Origin of the sequence: Paenochrobactrum sp. BZR 201-1 (genome assembly GCF_044987585.2) — a bacterium.
GTDB lineage: Bacteria > Pseudomonadota > Alphaproteobacteria > Rhizobiales > Rhizobiaceae > Paenochrobactrum > Paenochrobactrum pullorum.
Window position 1 is genome coordinate 401,188 of sequence record NZ_JBJDRZ020000005.1, and the last position, 20,993, is coordinate 422,180.

Annotated in this window: 19 protein-coding genes; 17 read left to right on the forward strand and 2 right to left on the reverse strand. The window is 49.1% G+C overall.

Annotated features, from left to right (window positions below; translation table 11 throughout):
* The first annotated feature begins 92 nt into the window (after nucleotides 1-92).
* The 5 genes from ACI0FR_RS04590 (at nucleotide 93) to smc (ending at nucleotide 6,995) form a co-directional block, all read left to right on the forward strand.
* Complete coding sequence (locus ACI0FR_RS04590) at nucleotides 93-854, forward strand: glycosyltransferase family 25 protein (RefSeq protein ID WP_404906420.1); 762 nt, start codon at nucleotides 93-95, stop codon at nucleotides 852-854.
* On the forward strand, nucleotides 851-2,068 hold the full coding sequence (locus ACI0FR_RS04595; protein ID WP_404906418.1) for an O-antigen ligase family protein: 1,218 nt from the start codon (nucleotides 851-853) through the stop codon (nucleotides 2,066-2,068). The genes ACI0FR_RS04590 and ACI0FR_RS04595 overlap by 4 nt, the downstream gene beginning before the upstream one ends.
* 21 nt (nucleotides 2,069-2,089) lie before the next feature.
* The gene (locus tag ACI0FR_RS04600; protein ID WP_374829878.1) at nucleotides 2,090-2,599 is read left to right on the forward strand and encodes a DUF721 domain-containing protein; all 510 of its coding nucleotides are present in this window, start codon (nucleotides 2,090-2,092) and stop codon (nucleotides 2,597-2,599) included.
* Between the two features lie 185 nt (nucleotides 2,600-2,784).
* Nucleotides 2,785-3,438 (forward strand): DsbA family protein, encoded by a 654-nt coding sequence (locus ACI0FR_RS04605; protein WP_374829880.1) that lies wholly within the window; start codon nucleotides 2,785-2,787, stop codon nucleotides 3,436-3,438.
* Between the two features lie 98 nt (nucleotides 3,439-3,536).
* Entirely contained in the window at nucleotides 3,537-6,995 is a 3,459-nt protein-coding gene (smc, locus tag ACI0FR_RS04610; protein ID WP_404906417.1) for a chromosome segregation protein SMC, read from the forward strand.
* Nucleotides 6,996-7,010: 15 nt separating this feature from the next.
* On the opposite strand, the gene ACI0FR_RS04615 is transcribed toward smc, so the two are convergent.
* Nucleotides 7,011-7,919, reverse strand: coding sequence for a LysR family transcriptional regulator (locus tag ACI0FR_RS04615; protein WP_404906416.1), 909 nt, complete (start codon nucleotides 7,917-7,919; stop codon nucleotides 7,011-7,013).
* A 106-nt stretch (nucleotides 7,920-8,025) separates the two neighbouring features.
* Between ACI0FR_RS04615 and ACI0FR_RS04620 the strand changes: the two genes are divergently transcribed.
* The 4 genes from ACI0FR_RS04620 (at nucleotide 8,026) to ACI0FR_RS04635 (ending at nucleotide 12,113) form a co-directional block, all read left to right on the forward strand.
* Nucleotides 8,026-9,066: a TRAP transporter substrate-binding protein gene (locus ACI0FR_RS04620; protein ID WP_404906415.1), complete on the forward strand. Its 1,041-nt coding sequence runs from the start codon at nucleotides 8,026-8,028 to the stop codon at nucleotides 9,064-9,066.
* A gap of 98 nt (nucleotides 9,067-9,164) precedes the next feature.
* The gene (locus ACI0FR_RS04625) at nucleotides 9,165-9,638 is read left to right on the forward strand and encodes a TRAP transporter small permease (RefSeq protein WP_404906413.1); all 474 of its coding nucleotides are present in this window, start codon (nucleotides 9,165-9,167) and stop codon (nucleotides 9,636-9,638) included.
* The gene (locus tag ACI0FR_RS04630) at nucleotides 9,635-10,927 is read left to right on the forward strand and encodes a TRAP transporter large permease (RefSeq protein WP_374829890.1); all 1,293 of its coding nucleotides are present in this window, start codon (nucleotides 9,635-9,637) and stop codon (nucleotides 10,925-10,927) included. Before ACI0FR_RS04625 ends, ACI0FR_RS04630 begins: the two co-directional genes overlap by 4 nt.
* Nucleotides 10,928-10,946: 19 nt before the next feature.
* On the forward strand, nucleotides 10,947-12,113 hold the full coding sequence (locus ACI0FR_RS04635; protein WP_404906412.1) for a M20 aminoacylase family protein: 1,167 nt from the start codon (nucleotides 10,947-10,949) through the stop codon (nucleotides 12,111-12,113).
* Nucleotides 12,114-12,175: 62 nt separating this feature from the next.
* Here the strand turns inward: ACI0FR_RS04635 and ACI0FR_RS04640 are convergent, their stop codons facing one another.
* Nucleotides 12,176-12,856, reverse strand: a complete 681-nt coding sequence (locus tag ACI0FR_RS04640) for a GntR family transcriptional regulator (protein ID WP_374829894.1) — start codon at nucleotides 12,854-12,856, stop codon at nucleotides 12,176-12,178.
* Between the two features lie 151 nt (nucleotides 12,857-13,007).
* Here ACI0FR_RS04640 and ACI0FR_RS04645 point away from each other — a divergent pair, with 151 nt between their 5' ends.
* The 8 genes from ACI0FR_RS04645 (at nucleotide 13,008) to ACI0FR_RS04680 (ending at nucleotide 20,974) form a co-directional block, all read left to right on the forward strand.
* Nucleotides 13,008-13,640: a TRAP transporter small permease gene (locus ACI0FR_RS04645; RefSeq protein ID WP_374829896.1), complete on the forward strand. Its 633-nt coding sequence runs from the start codon at nucleotides 13,008-13,010 to the stop codon at nucleotides 13,638-13,640.
* Nucleotides 13,637-14,896 (forward strand): TRAP transporter large permease, encoded by a 1,260-nt coding sequence (locus ACI0FR_RS04650; protein ID WP_374829898.1) that lies wholly within the window; start codon nucleotides 13,637-13,639, stop codon nucleotides 14,894-14,896. The genes ACI0FR_RS04645 and ACI0FR_RS04650 overlap by 4 nt, the downstream gene beginning before the upstream one ends.
* Before the next feature lie 10 nt (nucleotides 14,897-14,906).
* A complete protein-coding gene (locus ACI0FR_RS04655) occupies nucleotides 14,907-15,866 on the forward strand; it encodes a 3-hydroxyacyl-CoA dehydrogenase NAD-binding domain-containing protein (protein WP_404906411.1) in 960 nt (319 codons plus the stop codon).
* A gap of 53 nt (nucleotides 15,867-15,919) precedes the next feature.
* On the forward strand, nucleotides 15,920-16,891 hold the full coding sequence (locus ACI0FR_RS04660) for a TRAP transporter substrate-binding protein (protein WP_374829902.1): 972 nt from the start codon (nucleotides 15,920-15,922) through the stop codon (nucleotides 16,889-16,891).
* Nucleotides 16,892-16,972: 81 nt separating this feature from the next.
* A complete protein-coding gene (locus ACI0FR_RS04665; protein ID WP_404906409.1) occupies nucleotides 16,973-17,860 on the forward strand; it encodes a VOC family protein in 888 nt (295 codons plus the stop codon).
* A 68-nt stretch (nucleotides 17,861-17,928) separates the two neighbouring features.
* Nucleotides 17,929-18,795, forward strand: a complete 867-nt coding sequence (locus tag ACI0FR_RS04670) for a VOC family protein (RefSeq protein WP_374829906.1) — start codon at nucleotides 17,929-17,931, stop codon at nucleotides 18,793-18,795.
* 2 nt (nucleotides 18,796-18,797) lie between these two features.
* On the forward strand, nucleotides 18,798-19,475 hold the full coding sequence (locus tag ACI0FR_RS04675) for a class II aldolase/adducin family protein (RefSeq protein WP_374829908.1): 678 nt from the start codon (nucleotides 18,798-18,800) through the stop codon (nucleotides 19,473-19,475).
* An 8-nt stretch (nucleotides 19,476-19,483) separates the two neighbouring features.
* Nucleotides 19,484-20,974 carry a 2-hydroxymuconic semialdehyde dehydrogenase gene (locus ACI0FR_RS04680; RefSeq protein ID WP_374829910.1) on the forward strand — a complete coding sequence of 497 codons (1,491 nt, stop codon included), beginning with the start codon at nucleotides 19,484-19,486 and terminating at the stop codon, nucleotides 20,972-20,974.
* The last annotated feature ends 19 nt before the right edge of the window (nucleotides 20,975-20,993 follow it).

The following is a 20,993-nucleotide window of genomic DNA, read 5'->3' on the forward strand; positions in this document are numbered from 1 at the left end:
AATGCACATGAATTTTACCGCTTTAAGATTGACATTCATATGTTGCATGCGCAGGCATGAGTAAAGTGTAGTGGAAAATGGTTATTTAATTTATGCCGATACCGGTCTATGTCATCAATTTGGAGCGGTCACGCGCGCGCTGGGAAGCGTTGCAAAAGCGTGCGAATGATCTTGATTTACATTTGCGACGTGTCGAGGCGGTGGACGGACGCCATCTGGACAAAGTGCAGCTTACAAATTTTGATGAAGCTTCATTTCGCCGTTTGCACGGAAAAACACCGTTGCCCGGTGAGATCGGTTGTTATTTCAGCCACCTGAAGGCATTGCAGATTATTGCCGACGGTGATGACAATTGTGCGGTCATTATCGAAGATGATGTGCTTTTTGCCAATGATTTCAATGAGGTTATTGAAGAATTACAAGACATTCAGGGTTGGGATGTTATCAAATTGATCAATAACAGAGTGAAATTTTTTCAAAGTAAATATGTCACTATTGGCGGCGTGGATGTCGGGTGCTGCATGCATGGACCATTGGGCTGCGCGGGCGGTTATATGGTGACGCGTGATGGCGCTAAAAAGCTTCTCAATACAATATCTAAGATGGAATTGCCCTATGATGTGGCGCTTGAGCGTGGCTGGTCAGGAGGCTATCGGGTTTACATCGTTAAAGATGCGGTTATTCAACTCGCAAATGAATTGGGCTCCACTATTCTGGAGGGTGGTGCAAGCTATAAACGTGTTCGTTTTCCGGCATGGAAGCGTCTTGGTGCACTGAAATTCAGGACAACCGACTATATCAGACGTATGATTTATGCTCTGCGTAAGTCGACTTTATTCATTGGTGATAAATGACATTTTTACACAGGAATTTTATCAAGCGCCGCAATTTTGATCAGTGGGTTTTAGCTTTTGGCGGCGCGTCGATGCCGGTACGTATCGGTGTCGGGCCTGTTGTTGTTTTTTTGTTCAGTTGTATTGGCATTTATCTGACGGCATTCAGGCATAAATCAACCAAACCGTTTGTTGGTTTGTTTTTATTTTTCATCATTCTTTATTTCCTTTGGGTTTTTGGGTTGATTGTCTGGCGCGGTCAGTTGAGCTTCAGCAACCGTCAGATCGGTTATACGTTACTATTGGTACTTTTTTCTTTTGCCGGAGCCGGTATGGTGCTGGTTCGTGATCCGGTGCGCTTTTATGCGCTGGGTTCACGGGTTGGTATTATTTTAGCGGCGCTGACAGCGATGTTTGTTTCGCTTTATAATGGCGGTCGTGTTGGTATTGGCGGCAATCAGGCGGTTTTTGCATTTGTTGCCGCTGCTGCCGCTATTTCTGCGACTTTGCCGGTTCAAAACGCACCGCATTTTTTACGTAATGGTCCGCAATGGCTGGCGCTGGGTTTTTTGGCCGTCATGGTTTCCGAAACCCGCGCTGTCTTAGTGGTGATGCCATTATTGTTGATGGTTGAAATCGTCGTTTATCTGCGAAAGTTCAGCTGGCAAAAACAAAGTGCAGTTTATCTAGGTTTGATGGTGTTGCTCGGCGCCATGTTTGTGGTGGGGCCTACGGGAAAAATAGTTGAGAAGCGTTTTACAACGATGCTCAACTATTACGAAACCGGTGATGCCACACAATGGAAAGACAAGCATAGCGCGGATATTCGCATGGCCATGTGGCGTGGAGCTGTCGCGGTCATTCAAGAGCATCCGCTGACAGGTGTCGGTACCATGGATAAAATGAAGCTGGTACAGGCACATGCCGGCGCCGACAAACAATTGCTGAAGGGGTTCTGGCATGTTCATAATATCGTGCTCGATGAAATGCTCCATAATGGTCTTGTCGGCCTGTTATTATTGAGCGCTGCCTTTATCTCGGTTTTTCTCCAGCTTTGGAGGACCGCACCTGATTATGCAACCAAACGGGTATTATGTTATTTTGCAGTGGTGCTGATCGCTTACGGAATGTTGCATGCACCTTTGCTGCATGAAACATGCATTGCTGCTATTATGCTGTTTATTGGTGTTTTAAATGCTGCACGCGTGAAGCGGGTTATTTATAAGCCGCAGTAAAATCGAACGGACATATTGATCATGAACGGGATGAAAGAGGGACGCGGATTTCGGCCACTAGCGGATACAGCAACCAATCTTTTGGATCCGGTTTTGCGCAAACGTGCCGGTATCAATCTATCGCTGATCCAATCATGGGAAGATATTGTCGGTGCCGGTCTTGGTCAATCCTCGCGTCCGTTACGGATAATGTGGCCAAGGCGTGCACATGAAAATGATCCGTTTCAGCCTGCTACATTGGTTGTGGCATGCGAGGGCTTTGCGGCCATGCGCATGCAGCACGAAACCGGTGAAGTCATCAATCGTGTCAACGGATTTTTAGGCTTTGCCGCGATCGGACGGATCAAGATTGAACAAAAACCGCTTGAGCGCAAACAAGAACGTCGGCTGCGCAAGCCTGTTGATATTCCACCTGGTCAGGCACGCAAAATTGAAGGCCAGACCAGTGTCATTGAGGATGATGGTTTGCGTCTTGCATTGGAGCGTTTGGGGCGCAATATTGCTGCCAGCAAGTTGAAGAAAAATCGCTGAGTGTTGAAGGCAAAGAATATATGTTCCCGACAAGTCGGTGAAATTATCCGGCTGACAACAACCGCCACAATGTTGCTATAGACTGTTATTAGAAAACAGGCGGCAAAACGGGTCTGGTTCTGATCAATGATCCGTTTTAAAGTAACGTTTTATAACAATGTTTTGAACAGAATTGGATGATTCGCATGAGCCTTACGCTTAATCGCAGGCATGTTATGTCTCTTGCAGGTGCTGCTGCCACAGGACTGGCTCTTTCCGGCAATGTTGCTTTTGCCCAGTCGCGCGCGGCTGAAGGCTCCGTGGATGCAGCTAAAGTTGCCGAACCGGGCAAGTTGAAAGAAATGATTTACGGCAAGGAAGATGCACCGGTCACGATCGTTGAATATGCATCTTTGACATGCCCGCATTGCGCTGATTTCACCCTCAATACATTCCCGAAAATCAAAGAAAAATATATTGATACCGGTAAAGCACGCCTGATTTTCCGCGAATTTCCTTTTGACCCGCGTGCAACAGCTGCTTTCATGCTGGCACGTTGCGCACCGGAAGAGCGTTATTTCCCGATGGTAAATGTGTTTTTCCAGCAGCTCCAACAGTGGGCGATGGCACAGGATGGTGAAGCTGCATTGTTGCAGATTGCCAAGCTTGCAGGCTTTACCCAGGAAAGCTTCCAGGCTTGCCTGACCAATCAGGAACTTCTGGATGATATTAACGGTGTTCGTGAACGTGGTTCATCTTACGGCGTTAATGCCACCCCGACCTTCTTTATCAATGGCCAAAAATATGCCGGTTCGCTTTCTGTCGATGACATGTCAGCCATCATTGATAAGTTGCTTTAAACCTTATTCGACCAATCTATTTGGTTTGCAAAATTGCGGGCACCATCAGGTGTCCGCTTTTTGTGCTTTAATAACACGACTTGGAAAAGAGTGACCCGATGCGCTTTTCCAAACTCCGCCTGCTTGGATTTAAATCTTTTGTCGAACCGATGGAGTTCATCATTGAAACCGGTTTGACTGGTGTCGTTGGTCCCAATGGTTGCGGAAAATCTAATTTAGTGGAAGCATTGCGCTGGGTAATGGGAGAAAACTCTTATAAAAACATGCGTGCTTCTGGCATGGATGATGTGATTTTTTCAGGATCCGGATCACGGCCTGCCAGAAACTCTGCCGAAGTTACATTATTTCTGGATAATAGTGACCGCACTGCACCGCCCCATTATAATGATGCGGATGAGCTGCAGGTTTCACGTCGTATCGAGCGTGAGGCAGGCTCGGTGTATCGTATCAATGGCAAAGATGCGCGCGCCAAAGATGTGCAATTGTTATTTGCCGATCAATCAACCGGTGCCCGCTCGCCTTCCATGGTCGGGCAGGGACGTATCGGTGAACTTATTCAAGCAAAACCGCAGGCGCGTCGCGCGCTTCTGGAAGAGGCGGCCGGAATCTCCGGCCTTTATAGCCGTCGTCATGAAGCGGAACTGCGATTACGGGCGGCTGAAGGCAATTTGGAGCGGCTTGAAGATGTTGTTGGTGAGCTGGCTTCGCAGATTGAAAGCCTGAAACGTCAGGCGCGACAGGCAAATCGCTTTAAAAACCTATCGGCTAATATTCGTAAGCTTGAAGCGACACTTTTGCATTTGCGCTGGTCCGCAGCCAAGGCACAAGAGGCGGAAGCGCAGTCTACATTGGCTGATGCCACTATTTCTGTAGGAGATAAAGCGCAAGCCCAGATGAATGCTGCGAAAGAGCAGGGCATTGGCGCTTATAAATTGCCGGAATTGCGTGAGCAATCGGGGCGAGCGGCTGCTGCCATGCAACGTTTGAGCCTTGCGCGCGGTCAGATGGATCAGGAAGCCGAGCGTATCCGCCAGCGCCGCTCCGATTTGATGAAGCGTTTGGAGCAGCTAGCTAGCGATCTCAAACGTGAAGAGCAATTATTGCGAGAAAACGCCGATATTCTCATGCAGCTTGAGCAAGAAGAGCAGCAATTGCATGATATAAATGTCCGCTCTTCTGAACGCGATAAAGAACTGCAATCACTGTTTGATGTGGCTGAAGAAAAGCTGCGTGAGAGTGAAAAGCTTTTAGCAAGTGTCACGACAGAGCGCGCCAATGTGATGGCCGAACGCACACAAATGCAGCGTGCTTTGCAGGATTTGCGGGAGCGGCGTGATCGCTTTTTTAAGCAATTGGAAAATATGCAGAGCGAGATTGGTGCGGTTGATGCTGAATTGCGGCAATTGCCATCGGTCGCTGAAAAGCAAATTGCGCTAAAGACCGCCGAAGAAGAAGTCGAATTTTGCGAGGAAACTGTCTTTGAAGCTGAAGCGCGTGTTGAAGAACTGCGTGATGCGGGCGCAGCCAGCCGTGAAGAACTGGACAAAATTCGTGGGCGTTTAAACCGGATTGAAACCGAAGCGCAAACCTTGCAAAGCATTTTGGCAGCAGCGCTGACAGGGGATTTCACTGCTGTTTTAGAGCATTTGAAAGTGCGCTCCGGCTATGAAGTGGCGCTGGGGGCTGCACTTGGGGATGCATTAACCGCAGCATTTGATGAGGATGCGCCGTCTTATTGGACGCTGGTGAACGGGCAAGTAACTGATCCGAAATTGCCGGCAGGCGTTAAGCCGCTTGCAGATTTTGTGGATGCGCCTCAACAATTGGCACGCCGTTTAAGCCAGATCGGGATTGTTGAAACCCAAGATGCAAGGCAGTTGCAGGCGCAATTGGCAGTAGGTCAGTCGTTGGTTGATCAGCAAGGCCAACTTTGGCGCTGGGATGGCTATATTGTCAAAGCAGATGCACCGACAATGGTGGCGCAACGTCTGGCACAGCAAAATCGTTTGGTTGAATTACAGATGAAAGCCATTAGCGTTAAGCGCGATGTGGATGCACAAGCGGCACGCGTTAGCGCTGATGAAAGTGCCTTGCGCGAAGCAGTGGAGGCGGAGCGTATCAGCCGTGATCGCTTACGAAACATGCAAAAACAAATTCAGGAAGTGCGAGAAGCATTAAGTGCGGCGGAACGGACAACTGCACAGCTGACAAGTCGGGCATCAGCATTGCAGGATGCAAAAGAGCGCTTGCAGGAAAATCTGGAAGAAGCACAAATCCATCTCGCCGATGGTTTGGATTGGCTTGAAAAACTGCCTGCTATTGATGAGATCGAGGCGCGGCTCAATGCTGCCAATCATGCCGCACAGCAAGATCGTAATGCGCTGGCTGAAGCGCGCGCAGCCTATGATGGTTTACGCCATGAGGCGGTACTACGTGAAAACCGCTTGGCAATGATTGCGCTTGAACGCAAAAACTGGAAATCGCGCATCGAAAACGCCAATGAACAACTGGCCTCGCTTCAGGATCGCCAAGTTGAAGTGCAGGAAGAGCTGGAGATTTTAGCCGAAGCGCCGGACGAGCTGGATCGCAATTTACAAAATCTTTTATCTGAAATGAGCATTGCCGAGGCGCAAGTCAAAGAAACATCAGATAATCTGGAAGTGGCGGAAGCCGCGCAATCTGTGCTGGATAAAGCGGCTATTTTAGCCATTCAGGAATTATCCAGTGCGCGTGAAGTGCGCGCGCGTGCGGAAGAACGCTTGGCTGCTGCTGAAGAGCGCCGCAAAGAAACCGAGCAGCGTATTGCTGAAGCTTTGCAATGTCCGCCGCATGAAGCTATCCGCCAGACGGGATTAGCTGCGGATGATCTGCTGCCGGAAGCCGAACAGCTTGAACGCCAGCTGGAGCGTTTGAAAATTGAGCGTGAGCGGCTGGGTGCGGTTAATTTGCGTGCTGATGAAGAGCAGGATGAATTATCGACGCGGCTCAATGACATTGTCAGTGAGCGCGATGATATTATCGAGGCGATCAAGAAATTGCGCCTTGGCATTCAGAACCTGAATCGCGAAGGGCGTGAGCGTTTGCTTGCAGCTTTTTCTGTGGTCAACGCGCAGTTCCAGCGATTGTTTACGCATTTGTTTGGCGGCGGTACAGCGGAATTACAACTGATTGAATCGGATGATCCGTTGGAAGCAGGTCTGGAAATTTTGGCGCGCCCTCCGGGTAAAAAGCCGCAAACCATGACGCTTCTGTCGGGTGGCGAGCAGGCATTGACCGCAATGGCACTGATTTTTGCGGTATTTTTGACCAATCCCGCACCGATTTGTGTGCTGGACGAAGTAGACGCACCGCTCGATGATCATAATGTCGAGCGCTATTGCAATTTGATGGATGAAATGGCGGCCTCCACGCAAACGCGTTTTGTGGTCATTACCCATAATCCGATCACCATGGCGCGGATGAACCGGCTTTATGGTGTTACCATGGCCGAGCAGGGTGTCAGCCAGTTGGTGTCGGTTGATTTGCAGGCTGCTGAAAAGCTCATCGAGCCTGCCTAATTTATCCCGGCTACGCTATTTAGAATGACGCCATGTGCTGCGTGCTGCTTTTTCAATATTATTGAGCGCATTGGAAAAGGTAGAACTCAGCAAATAGAACATGCCGAATGTCGGGCTCCAGTAATCGGTTTTCAAAGGGATACGTTTGATCAGCGGTTCAGGATTGTGCCGGTTAACGGAAGGCCTCGCATTGAAAGTCGAATAGCCTAATCCTTCTTCAATCAGACGGCGTGCCATTTCGGTGGAATTGACCATATAGCGTGTATTGGGGCGGATGTTATGATGGTCGAAAAGCCCACTATAATAAGAGCTGGCGCCACCAAAATTAGGAAAAATGAATGGTTCATTTGCGATTTCCGCCAGTTCCAGCTCTTGCTTTTGCGCCAGCGGGTGCGCCGCATTGATGGCAATATGCACTTGGGTTGGAAAGAGTTCAACGAATTTAAGTGAAGGATGGAGGAAGTCGTTCAGGCCAAAACCGGCAATGAGCTTTCCGGTACGCACTGATTCGACCAGATTGGATGATTCAAGCTCGACAATGTTGAAACGCGAGAAAGGCACCGCATCACTTAAATTTTTGATCAGTTCCGGCACTACCACCGCACCGGCACTACCGATTACACCAATGGTCAGTTCCTGTTCATTCTGTTTGGCAATACCTGCAACCTGATGTTCAAATTGGGCTTTGGCTTCAAACAACGGTTCGGCTAAAAGCAGGAAACGCTGGCCTTCGGTGGTTAGTGATACACCTTTTGCGGGGGTGCGGTAGAAAAGGCGTACGCCAAGCTCCGTTTCAGCAATGGTAATGGCTTCACGGATGGAGGAGGGGGAAATGTTGATTAGCTGTGCTGTTTGGGTGATCGAGCCGATATTGGCGACATGGCGAATATATTCAAGCTGCTTAATGCTGACGGATTTAAACATTTGCCCTCCCAGAAAGATCATTTAATGAACTTAATACAATAGAAAATGCATTTTTTATATGAATAAATATGCTCTATGGTAAACCTACCTTGGGAGGGTAAGTTATATGAACAAACTACTGTCTAAAACTTTGTTTGCGGCTATTGGCCTTGCATTGTCGTCCACTGTTGCGCTGGCGGATAAAACCGAACTGACGGTTTCCAGCTGGTTGCCAATGACGCACCACATCAATGCCGGCATTTTGCAACCCTATGCAGAAAGAGTAAGTGAAGCGACCGATGGTCGTGTGAAACTCAATTTCTTGAGTAAAGCACTGGGAGCACCAGCAGAACATTTTGAACTGGCGCGTAAGGGCATGGCGGATATTACCTGGGGTAATTTCACCTATGAGCCGAAACGTTTTGCTGTTTTCACATTGTTTGAATTGCCACTGCTCAGTTCTTCGTCAGAAGTCAGCTCTGTTGCAGCATGGAATACATTCGACAAATATATGCGCGGCAAGCTGAAGTCGCTTGATGGCGTTGAAATTTTAGGGCTTATGCAGCTTGATCCGGGCCAGATCAATATGCGCGACAAGGCCGTGTTGACCCCTGACGATCTGAAGGGCAAGAAAGTTCGTGCAGGCGGCCCTGTACAATCTGCTCTTCTTGATGCAGCCGGTGCCGTTTCCATTTCCGCGCCACAGTCAAAGTCTTATGAGCTGCTTTCCACCGGCGTTGTGGATGGTACTTTCTCCAATACAGAAGCTCTGGGTGGCTTTAAACTGTTTGAAGTTCTTAAACATCAGACAGAAGTTGATGGCGGTGCTTATAACGGCAGCTTCTTCATTGCGATGAACAAGAAGAAGTTTGACAAGCTCTCTGATGAAGACAAAGAAGCGATCATCAAAATTTCCGGTATTGAACTGTCGCGTGCTGCTGGTCAGGATTGGGATCATTCCAGTTCAGTCGGTAAAAAAGAAGCCGCTGATAATGGTATGAATTTTGTTGAGCCGACCCCTGAACTGCTCGCACTGATTGACAAGGTCAAGCAAGAGCAGCAGGCTGTATGGATCGAAAGTGCCAAAGCTGCCGGTATCGAAAATCCGCAGGAAGTGATGGATTTCTTCTTCGCTGAAATCGAACGGCTGGAAAAAGAGAAGAACTGAGCCATAGTTCGCCTCGATCGGCACTCTAATTCTCAATGAAAAAATAAATGCGGGATATGCGAAAGTTTATTTTCGCATATCTCCCGCGGAGCTGTCTCATGTCTATGAAAACACTCTTTGCAAAATTGGCGGTTGTTCCGGCCTTTTTGCTGCTGATATTGGGTTTGCTGACATTTATTGACGTTACCGGACGCAATGTGTTCACAAAACCTTTGCCCGGTTCCTTTGATATTATTTCATATCTGGTGGCTGTTGTGGTTTTCACCTCGGCACCATTTATCGCACGCTCACGCGGTCATATTGTCGTTGATCTCCTTGATCCGCTTTATTCGCCGCGTGCCCGCCGTATCCGCGATGTAATTATCGAAATCATCTCCGGTTTCTGCATGTTGCTTCTGTGCTGGTGGATCGGCGTTTACGCTTGGGAAGCATACGAGTTTGATCGTGTGTCACAGGATATCTCAATTCCTATCTGGCCGGTTGCAGGCCTTTGCTCTGTCACGAGTTTTATCACAGCTCTCATCCATTTCGGGCTGGCAATCAGTGATTTCTGCGGAAAGGAAAAACCATGACAGTCACGCTGATTGCATGTTTTATCGTTGTCGGGCTGGTATTTTTACGTATCCCTGTTGGCTTTGCCATGTTGCTGGTCGGTGTTCTTGGCCTTGCATATTTGCGGGATATGGATCTGGCGCTCGGTCTTCTTGGCTCCACCACAATGGAAACCGTGGTTTCTTTTGAACTATCGGTTATTCCGCTGTTTCTGTTGATGGGTAATGTCATCAACCGCGCCGATATTTCGCGCGAGCTTTATGACTGCGCCAATAAATTTGTCGCGCACCGTCCAGGTGGTCTGGCCATGGCGACCGTCATGAGCTCTGGCATTTTCAGTGCGATTTGCGGCTCATCGCTGGCAACGGTAGCAACCATTTCCAAAGTGGCACTGCCAGCCATGCGCCGTCACAATTATTCGGATGAATTGGCCGCTGGTGCGATTGCCGGTGGTGGTACATTGGGCGCGCTCATTCCGCCGTCCGTGCTGCTCATTCTCTATGGTCTTTTGACCGAAACCAGTATTGGTCAGCTTTTTGCTGCCGGTTTCATTCCGGGTCTTGTTGGCATTGGCTTTTATCTGCTCGCCGTTAAAGTGATGGTTTGGTACAAACCTTCATTAGGGCCTGCTGCCGAGCGCTTCTCATGGGCCGAGCGCATTAAATCCACACGCGGTATTTTCCTGCCGGTGTTGCTGTTTATTGTGGTAATCGGCGGTATTTATGCAGGCTACTTCACGCCGACAGAATCGGCCGGTATTGGTGCAATTGCTTCTCTGGCAATTGCTTTTGGTCGCGGCAAGTTTAACCTGACCGACCTGAAAGAAGTGCTGATTGAAACAGTGCTTGTCAGTGCATCGCTGTTCTTCATCCTGATCGGTGCGCTTTACTTCTCCCATGTGGTTACTGTTTCAGGTTTTGCCGAAGATATCTTAAGCTTCCTCACCGGTATTAATGCGTCACCGATGATGATTATTTTCGGTATTATTATCATTTATCTTCTGCTCGGTTGCATTATGGACAGTATGGCAATGGTGATGCTGACTGTGCCGATTTTTGCACCATTGGTTATCAGCCTCGGTTTCCATCCGGTCTGGTTCGGTATCATCGTGGTGGTCGTTTCTGAAATCAGCTTCATCACCCCGCCAATCGGTATCAACATTTTTGTGCTGCGTTCCAACCAGCCTGATCTGTCGATCTCGACCATCTATCGCGGTGTGACACCTTTCTGGATTTCCGACTTGTTCCGTTTGGCAGTGTTGACGATGTTCCCAATTTTGTCGCTGTGGCTGCCATCCATCTTATTTTGATCTGTAGGTGTCTTTTCTTATGACTGTACTCGAGTATTTTAATTCCATTCATGACGACGTAACTGAATGGCGCCGCAGCCTGCATACCATGCCGGAACTTCTTTATGATTTGCCAAAAACAAGTCAGTTTGTGGCACAGAAACTGCGTGAATTCGGCGTTGATGAAATCACGGAAAATATTGCACAATCAGGTATTGTGGCGACTATTAAAGGTAAGCGTGAAGGCACAAAACGTGTTGGCCTTCGCGCTGATATGGATGCTCTGCCGATCTCTGAGCAAACCAATCTGCCTTATGCTTCCAAGCATGAAGGTTTGATGCATGCCTGTGGCCATGACGGCCACACGGCAATGCTGCTCGGTGCTGCATGTTATTTATGTGAAAATCGCGACTTCGCCGGTTCTGTGGTGCTGATTTTTCAGCCAGCTGAAGAAACCGGTGCCGGTGGCAAGGCGATGATCGACGAAGGGCTGTTTGAAAAATGGCCGGTTGATGCAGTCTATGGTCTGCATAATCAACCTGGCATTGAAATCGGTCATTTCATCTGCCGTAAAGGGCCAATGCTGGCTTCATCGGACGAGTTCGACATTACCATTCACGGTAAAGGTGGTCATGCGGCTGCACCTCAAACGGCGATTGATCCGCTGATGGTGGCATCATCCATTTTGAGCGCGGCACAGGCAATTGTTGCGCGTAATTTGTCGCCATTTGATTCAGCCGCTTTGTCGATCACCCGGCTGGAAGCAGGTGACAGCTACAACACCATTCCGCCTGTGGCGACAATGTCCGGTACGATCCGTACATTGAATGAAAAAGCCCGTGCGATGATGAAAGAGCGTTTAAGCCAAGTGGTTGAGCATAGTGCGGCACTGCATGGTGCAACGGCGGAGCTCAATATCAAAACCGGCTATCCTGTTTTGGATAATACCCCAGCCAACGCGGCATTTATTGCGGATGTCGCGCGCAGTATCGTACCGGCAAGTCAGGTGAATGGCGATTGCACCCCGATCCTTGCCAGCGAAGACTTTGCCTTCATGCTGCAGGAAGTGCCGGGTGCCTATATGTTGATGGGTAATGGTAACACTGCTTCATTGCATAATGCGGCCTACGATTTCAACGATGCAGCCATTCCTTATGGCAGTGCATTTTTAGTCACCGCTGCTTTGAACACATTGAACGAAGCGTAATTTTTACAAAAAATATGAGTATCACGGGTAATTTGAATGGCCTGTGATACTCAGGCTCTTTGTTATTGTGCTTTTAATGTTTGCAGAACCGTTTGCGTTGTGCGTGCAATATGGTTGCGGATAATCTCGGTTGCGCCCTCAATGTCTCGATTGAAAGCCGCATCAAACAAGGCTTTATGCTCAGCTGCAATATCGCGCACACCTACTGATTGTTTGCGTGAAAGATGACGATAACGCTGGTGCTGTTCATAAATTTGCTGGCGCATACGCATAATCCATGCGGACGGACAGGCTGCAACCATTGTTTCATGGAAAATCGCGTTGCGTGATTCCCATTCAATAAAATCGGTTTCACCTTGAATTATTTTTTGCTCAGCGCGTTCAAGGCGATGATAGGCGGCAACCAATTGCGTTTCCCAATCATCATCCCCGTGCAGAAAAGATTGCCGTAGTGCTTCAATTTCGAGCAGAGTGCGTGTTTCGCCGATATCATAAGCATCTTCTGCCGACATAGGCGCTACAAAAAAACCACGCTGTCCTTCTAGAATTACAAGTCGTTCACTGGAAAGACGAGACAAAGCCTCACGCAGCGGACCGGCACCGAAGCCATATTTCTCACGCAAGGTTTCGATCTTTAATTTTTCATTCGGTAAAAGAATGCCAAAAACGATGTCTTCCCGCAATTGGCGATAGGCTTTTTCCGAGTTTGTTTTTTCCGGCAATGCAAGTTGTTTTTCTAACATAATCAAACTCCTGATTGTAACCTACCCATGAATTCCAAAAAAATCAATATTCTGTATATTATCGATAAAACATAAAATATCGATTTTTATGTTGACTTGATAAGAAAATCGATATTTCTTAAGGCGAGTATCTCTTTGGGAGGAGACGAGTATGAATACCCGCTTGGGTCAGGCGCATGAGGATGGAACTGCTTCTATGGAGCAGGGCGTGCGCACGAATAATTTCACAGTTTTTTTGACGTCTATTGATAGTTGGATTGCCCGCTCCGAAACACTCGTTGCAGGGCTTTTGGCATTTGTGATAGTCATTTTGCTGCTCATCAATGTTGCAACGCGCACCTTTGGTATGCCGCTGTTCTGGGTTGATGAACTGGCAATTTATGCAATGGTTTGGATGGGGTTCTTAGGCGCGTCGCTTGGTATCCATTATCGTCAGCATATTGCTGTGACCGTTTGTATCGATTTATTGCCGATCCGTATGCATATGTTCATGCTGGTCATGATCGATGTCATGATGTTGGCTTTGTTTCTCATTCTGTCGGTTTTCGTTTGGCAGTGGTTTGACCCGATCGCCGTAATACAGGCTGATTCATTGAGTGAAGTCGGCGCGAAAACTTTCAACTTTATCTATGACGAACCAACGACAACGCTTGGCGTTCGCAAGTTTTGGTTCTGGCTGATCCTCCCTGTTTTCTGCGTTTTTGTGACTATTCACAGTATCAAAAACCTTGTCGATAGTGTGCGCACATATCTTGATGCAGCCGGAGCGGAGGTGGTGAAATGATCGCCGGATTGAGTTTTGTTGGCCTTGTTATTGCTGGTCTGCCAATTGCATTTATTTTGCTTGCTGTAGCGATTATTTACATTTTTTCCAGCGGCAATACTGTGTTGCTGGCCTCGCTGCCGCAGCAGTTGTTTGGTGGTTTGGAAAGCTATGGTTTGCTGGCGTTGCCGCTTTTCATTTTGCTGGGCGAGCTGATGAATGAGGGTGGCATTGGTCGCCGTCTCATGGGGCTTGCCATGTCTATCATCGGTTCTGTTCGCGGTGGTTTGGCCTATGTGAACTTGCTGGCTAACGTGATGATGGCATCTATCTTGGGTTCAACCGTGGCGCAGATTACTGTTATGTCGCGCATGGCTGTGCCGGAAATGGATCGTGCGGGTTATCCGCGTGATATTTCTGCGGCCATCACGGCAGCAGGTGGCTTGCTAGCTCCTGTTATCCCGCCATCAATGCTTTTCATCATCTACGGTGTGGTCGCACAGATCTCAATCGGTGATTTATTTATTGCGGGTGTTGTACCGGGCCTGTTAATGGCTGTGTCGTTCTTTGTCGTTATTGCTATTCTTGGCCGCATTTATAATTTCCCTGAAGGTGAGAGTTATAACTGGTCGCAGCGCTTCAAAGCTTTGTGTGATGCTTTGCCAGCCGTTATCATTCCTGTGACTATTATTGGTACTATTTTGGGCGGTATCGCCACACCAACCGAATCAGCAGTCCTTGCCATTGTTGCATCAGTTCTGGTTGGCCGCTTTATCTATGGTGAGTTGGAGTTTTCCCATCTGGCACCAGCATTTGTGCGTGCAGCACGTGGCGCAGCGGTGGTGTTGTTCCTGATTGCAGCCGCACAAGTCTTTTCATGGGTCATTACCTTTGAAAATCTTCCTGCAACCGTTGCTGTTTTCTTGCAGTCGTTGACTGAATCGCCAACTGTGTTCTTGCTGCTGGTTGTGGCACTGCTGTTGGTGCTCGGCATGTTTACCGATCCAATCCCTGCAATCATTCTGGTTGTTCCGGTACTGTTGCCGGTTGCTACCAATGTCTATGGCGTTGATCCATTCCACTTTGGCATGATTGTCTGTCTAACACTGGTTGTTGGCCTGCTCACACCACCGGTCGGCACCGGATTATTTACGGCCGCCTTGATGACAGGCGTAAAAGCTGAGCGTATTGCATTGATGACCATGCCGTTCTTGCTGGCGACAATGGCTGTGATTTTGGCAATTGTGTTCTTTCCTGTTTTACTGAAATTGCTGTGAGGGAAGAACCATGACATTTCCGCAAAACGCAACAGACCATAAGCCACTGAATATCACCGTGATCGGTTGCGGTACGATTGGTGCGGGCTGGGCTGCAACTTTTGCAGCCGCCGGACATCGGGTTAAAGTTTATGATCTCAATCCGGCATCGGACAAGCGTTTGGCCGATGTCTGGCATCAGGCATTACCGGTTTTGCAGCGTATCGGTGTTTGTGTGGAGGCTCCGCAACCTCCATCATGGACAGATAATCTGGATGATGCATTGTCGGATGTGCAGTTTATTCAGGAGGCATTGCCGGAAAAACTACCGCTGAAGCTGGAAATGCTGGCATGCATTGAAGACAAGATTGCCGATGATGTGCTGATTGCATCAAGCTCGTCAGGTTTGAGCCCGAGCCAGATGCAGGCGCAGATGCGCGTGCCGCAGCGTTTGCTGATCGGCCATCCCTGCAATCCGCCTTACCTGATGCCTCTGGTTGAAATTTGTGGCGGTGAACTAACTGCACCGCAAGCATTGGATCGTGCCGAGGAGATATATCAAGATCTTGGCAAATCGGTATTGCGCTTACAAAAAGAAGCCTCTGGCCATCTGGTTAACCGCTTGCAGGCAGCCCTTTGGCGTGAAGCTGTGCATCTTGCATCACAAGGCTATGCCAGCGTTGGCGATATTGAAAAGGCGGTTACGCAAGGCTTGGGCGCGCGTTGGAGCATTTTGGGGCCAACAGCGATTTTTCATCTGGCAGGTGCAGAGCAAGGCTTAGCCAAGTTTCTCGACGATTTGGGCACTGAAGTTGAAAAATGGTGGAGCGATTTAGGCACACCTGAACTCAGCGATGAAGTGAAGCAAGTGCTCATCAAGGGGATGGATGCAGCAGCCGGAGAGGAAACATCCTCGGCTATGGCAGCGCGACGTGATGAGCAGGTGGTTGCGATGATTGAAAAGCAGCAATCACTTCAGCGCAAATATTAAAGGGTTCTGATGCGTAACAACGCATCAAAGAATATTATCTGGGAGGAAATTAGATGAAGTCATTATTGAAATTCACGCTTGCAACCTTAACGGCGACTGCTTCTCTTGGCACTCTTGCCAATGCTGCCGATTATCGCATTGGCTTGATTACGCCACCTTCACACCAATGGAGTGTGCAGGCCGTGGAAATGGCCAAAACACTCAATGAAAAAACCGATGGCCGTGTAAACTTGCTGGTTTTCCCAAGCGGTCAGCTGGGTAGTGAAGCGCAGGTTTTGCAGCAGATGCAGTCTGGTGCGGTTGATTTCTCCTTCATGACATTGGGCGAATTCGCCAACCGTAACGCCAATTTCGGCATTTTCCTTGCACCATATCTGGTTAAGGATATTGATGGCGCACAGGCATTGCTGAAAGGCCCGACTGCTCTTAAAGTTCTGGAAGAAGTGAAACCACTCGGTCTCGTTGGTTTTGGCTATGGTATGGCCGGTATGCGCCAGATCGTTATGCGCGGCGATGTCAAAGACGGCACTGACTTGTCTGGCAAAAAAATTCGCACAATTCCGCTCGCACCGGAATTGGATTTCTGGAAAAAGCTGGGCGCTGCACCAACACCGATGCCATTGCCTGCACTTTATGATGCTTTCGCCAATGGTCAGGTCGATGGCATGCAGATCGATTTCGAAGGCACATGGAACAGCAGCTACTATGAGCATGCGGGCACTATTCTTGATAGTAACCACATGATGTTCCCGATGGTCGCCGTTGGCTCAGCGCGCAAATGGGCGACTATTTCACCGGAAGATCAAGAAATCCTGCGCACCACCATGGTGGAATATCTCGATAAGATCGTTTCCTCATACGACCAGATCGATCAGGATTATCTGGAAAAACTCAAAGGCACCAAGGTTCAGGTGAAAAGCGTAGATCGTAGTTTCTTCGGCGCACCGATTGATGATTGGTACAAAGAATGGCGTGAAAAAACGCCGCTTCTGAAGGAACTGGAAGCGGAGGCAGCCGCTCTCTAATTGCATCACCTCCCTTGAAAACGGTGGTTTTCAAGGGAGGTTACAACTTTTACTAATCTTATAATTTCAAGAGCGAGGCTTATGACTTATACACTGCGCGAATTGCGTTACGTGCGTTTTGGTACGCAGGATGCTGCCAGCAGCCATCAGTTTCTGACAGAAATTGTTGGCCTGGAAAATGCCGGTAAAAAAGACGGCTCTTATTATTATCGTTCAGATGCACGTGCTTACAGCGTCAATATGGTGGCAGGTGCTACAAAACCGGCAATCGCCATCACGGTTGCGCGCCGTGAAGATCTGGATGCTTTGGAAAAACAACTGACAGCGCATAATATTGCTTCAACATTTGGTGGTGAAGAAGAATGCGCTGAACGTCTGGTGAAAGCCTATTTGAGCTGCACTGCGCCAAATGGCCTGATCGTTGAATTTGTCTGGCGTCCGATGACCAGCGGTTGGCGTTATTTCCCAAGCCGTGATGCCGGCGTGACCGAATTTCAGACTGTATCACTGCGTTGCAAAGATATTGCCGCCAATGAGCATTTCTGGACGCAAGTGATTGGTGCCAAAGTCTCGGATTGGGTGGGTGATACCGCTTATATTCGCCTTGATGACAAGCATCACGTCATTGCGCTTTATCCGTCCACGCGCGATGGCTTGATGGGCATTACCTTCAATGTTGAAGGTATCAACAACATCATGCAGAATTTCTATTTTTTCCAGCGCCAGCAGTTGCCGATCATTCATGGCCCCGGTCACCATCCGGCATCCGACCAGATTTTCGTAACCACAGAAGCGATGAAAATCGCTGGCCAAAATGATGAACCGCTAATGGTGACTTATGCCACCGGCATGCTGAAAGGTGAAGAAAATTTTGCCAATCCGCCACGTCAATATCGCCACCAGCCGCGCTCTTATTGCGAATGGGGCTCTTATACCAATGTGCCGGAATTTGCCGGAGACAATGTGTAAGCCCTAGTTGTGGGACAGGGCGCGTGAACAGCCAAATTTCAATTTCTGCCTGATAAAAGGAGGCACACATGATTGAGTTGAGTGACGTCGTTTATTGCCGGGTTGGCACTCAGGATCTGGAAAGTGCTGAGGCTTTTGCGACAACAATTTTAGGTCTCGAAGTGGCTGAGCGCACCAAAGGTGCCATCCATTTCAAATCAGATAATCGCGACCATACGCTGTGTTATTTCGAAGGTAATCCTGAAGATCATATTACCGCTTTCGAGCTGAAATCCTCTGCTGAATTGCAGGCTGCTGCCGCATCTTTGGAGGCGCTCGGGCATAATGTGCAATATGGCAGCCCCGCTGAATGCGAGATACGTCATGTGCGCGAATTTATTCGCTTTAATGATCCGACTGGTAATGTGATCGAGTTTATCGTCCGTCCAAGCATGTCGGGGGTTGATTATCATGGCACCCGTGATGCCGGTATCACCGGTTTCAGCCATGTCGGCTTCTATTCCACCGATGTGGAGCGGGATGAAAAATTCTGGACAACTGTTTGTAATGCACGTGTTTCTGATCGTATTGGTGATGCACCATTGATGCGCATCGGTGCGATCCACCATACGATCGCACTTTTTCCGGGGAATAAAGCTGGCATTCAGCACATCAATCATCAGGTGGAATCCACCCATGATATCCAGCGCTCCAGCAATTTGCTGCGTGATAAACAAGTGCCGATTACCTTTGGGCCGGGTCGTCACCCGACATCTTCAGCACAGTTTCTCTATTTCCGTGGCCCCGATGGTATGACTTATGAATATTCCACCGGCGTGTGCGAAATTCATGATGAACCATTGTGGCGTGATCGTCAGTTTGCCTTTGAGCCGAAAGGTTTCTGCCTTTGGGGTGCAAGCCCTAAAATTGCAGCCTTTTCGGAAGGGGATGACTAAGCATGTCCGTGAATATGAATGAAGCCTCTGTGACGGTCAGAAAAGCTGCCCGTGCCTTGGGGCGTAGTGGTTTGGTACATGCTTATGGGCATTGTTCCATGCGCCTTGATGCCAGCACTTTTCTGGTTTGTCCGGCTTCACCACCGGGATTGGTTGGTGTGGGTGAAGAATGCACTGTGCTGCAAATTCATGAGCCACTGCCGGAAAATGTACTGGGCGAGGTGCGTCTGCATCAGCAAATTTACCAAAACCGCGCTGATATTAATGGCGTGGTGCGCTTTATGAGCCCGAAGATGATGTCACTGGCTGCAATGGGTTTGAGCCCGAAGCCGCGTCATGGTTTTGGTTCTTATTTCGCGCCAAGCGTTCCGCTTTGGGATGATCCGCAGCTTATCCGCGATGATGAGCGCGCGCAAAAAGTCATCCGCCTGATGGGCGAGTCCAAGGCCGTGCTGATGCGCGGCAATGGTGCCGTTGTGGCCGGTCAGTCGCTGGAAGAGGCGGTGGTGCTGGCTTGGTATCTGGAAGACAGCTGCCGTGTGGAGCTCGATGTTCTGGCCAGCGGCATGGCGCAACATGCACCCGTTTTAAGCAATGAAGAAGCTGCACAACGTGCGACCAAAGCAGGCCGCATCTTTGAAAGAATGTGGCAGTTTTTAACGAATGATGATGAAGAGTGAACCCCATTATGACTGCGAATAAATCAACTGGCGCGGGCACTGCCGGCACTGAAATTCTCAACTTTATTGGCGGCGAATATCGCAAAGGCGGCGGCCGTCTGTTTGAAAATTATTATCCGGCAACCGGTCAGGTTCATGCCCATGTACATGAAGCAAGCCGTGAGGATGTTGATCTGGCAGTTGGTGCTGCCAAACAGGCGCTGAAAGGCCCTTGGGGTCGTATGAGCGTTGCCGAACGTCTCTCGATTTTGCGTAAAGTCGCTGATGGCATTCAGGCGCGCTTTGATGAATTTTTGCGCGCTGAAATCATGGATACCGGCAAGCCGCGCTCCATCGCCAGCCATATTGATATTCCGCGTGGTGGTGCGAACTTCAATGTATTCGCCGATCAGATCGCATCTTTGAGCACCGAAGCATTTCAATCGGCCACGCCGGATGGTGCGGGCGCTATCAACTATGCTATCCGCGTTCCGCGTGGGGTGATTGCGGTCATCTGTCCGTGGAACCTGCCACTGCTGTTGATGACATGGAAAGTGGCGCCAGCCATGGCTGCGGGTAACACGGTTGTCGTCAAACCATCGGAAGAAACACCTGCAACTGCTGCACTCTTGGGCGAAGTCATGAATGCAGCCGGTGTTCCGGCCGGTGTTTATAACGTCGTGCATGGTTTTGGTGCGGATTCTGCCGGTGAGTTTTTGACCTCCCATCCGGATGTTGACGGCATTACTTTTACCGGTGAAACCTCGACCGGTGAGGCGATCATGCGTGCAGCCTCCAATGGTGTGCGTCCCGTTTCGCTTGAACTGGGTGGCAAAAATGCCGGTATCATTTTTAATGATGCGGATATTGCTAAAGCAATTGAAGGCACTGGCCGTTCCTGCTTTGCCAATACCGGTCAGGTCTGCCTTGCAACCGAGCGTCTTTATGTTCAGCGCGGTATTTTTGAAGAATTCTGCGCCAAGCTGACCGCACAGGCCAAATCTTATCGCTTTGGTGATCCGTTTAATCCTGAAGTGACAATGGGGCCGTTGGTCAGCGATATTCATCGCCAGAAAGTGCTGGGCTTTTATGAAAAAGCCAAGGCAGAAGGTGCGACCATTCTTTGTGGTGGCGGCACACCGGATGTGGCTGGTTTTGAAAATGGTTACTTTGTTGAACCAACCCTTTGGACCGGCTTGCCGCAGACATCGGAAATCGTCACCAATGAAATTTTTGGTCCTTGCGCGCATATCAGCGTGTTTGACGATGAAGAAGAAGTTGTCGGTCTTGCCAATAACAGCCCTTACGGTTTGGCAACAGCAGTCTGGACAGAAAACTTAAGCCGTGCGCATCGCGTTGCCTCACAGATTGATGTGGGCATTGCATGGGTCAACAGTTGGTTCCTGCGTGATCTGCGCACCCCGTTCGGCGGCTCGAAGAAGTCCGGTATTGGTCGCGAAGGCGGCAATCACTCATTCGAATTTTACACAGAGCTTCGCAATATCTGCATCAAGCTTTAATCGCATAATCAGGAATAGA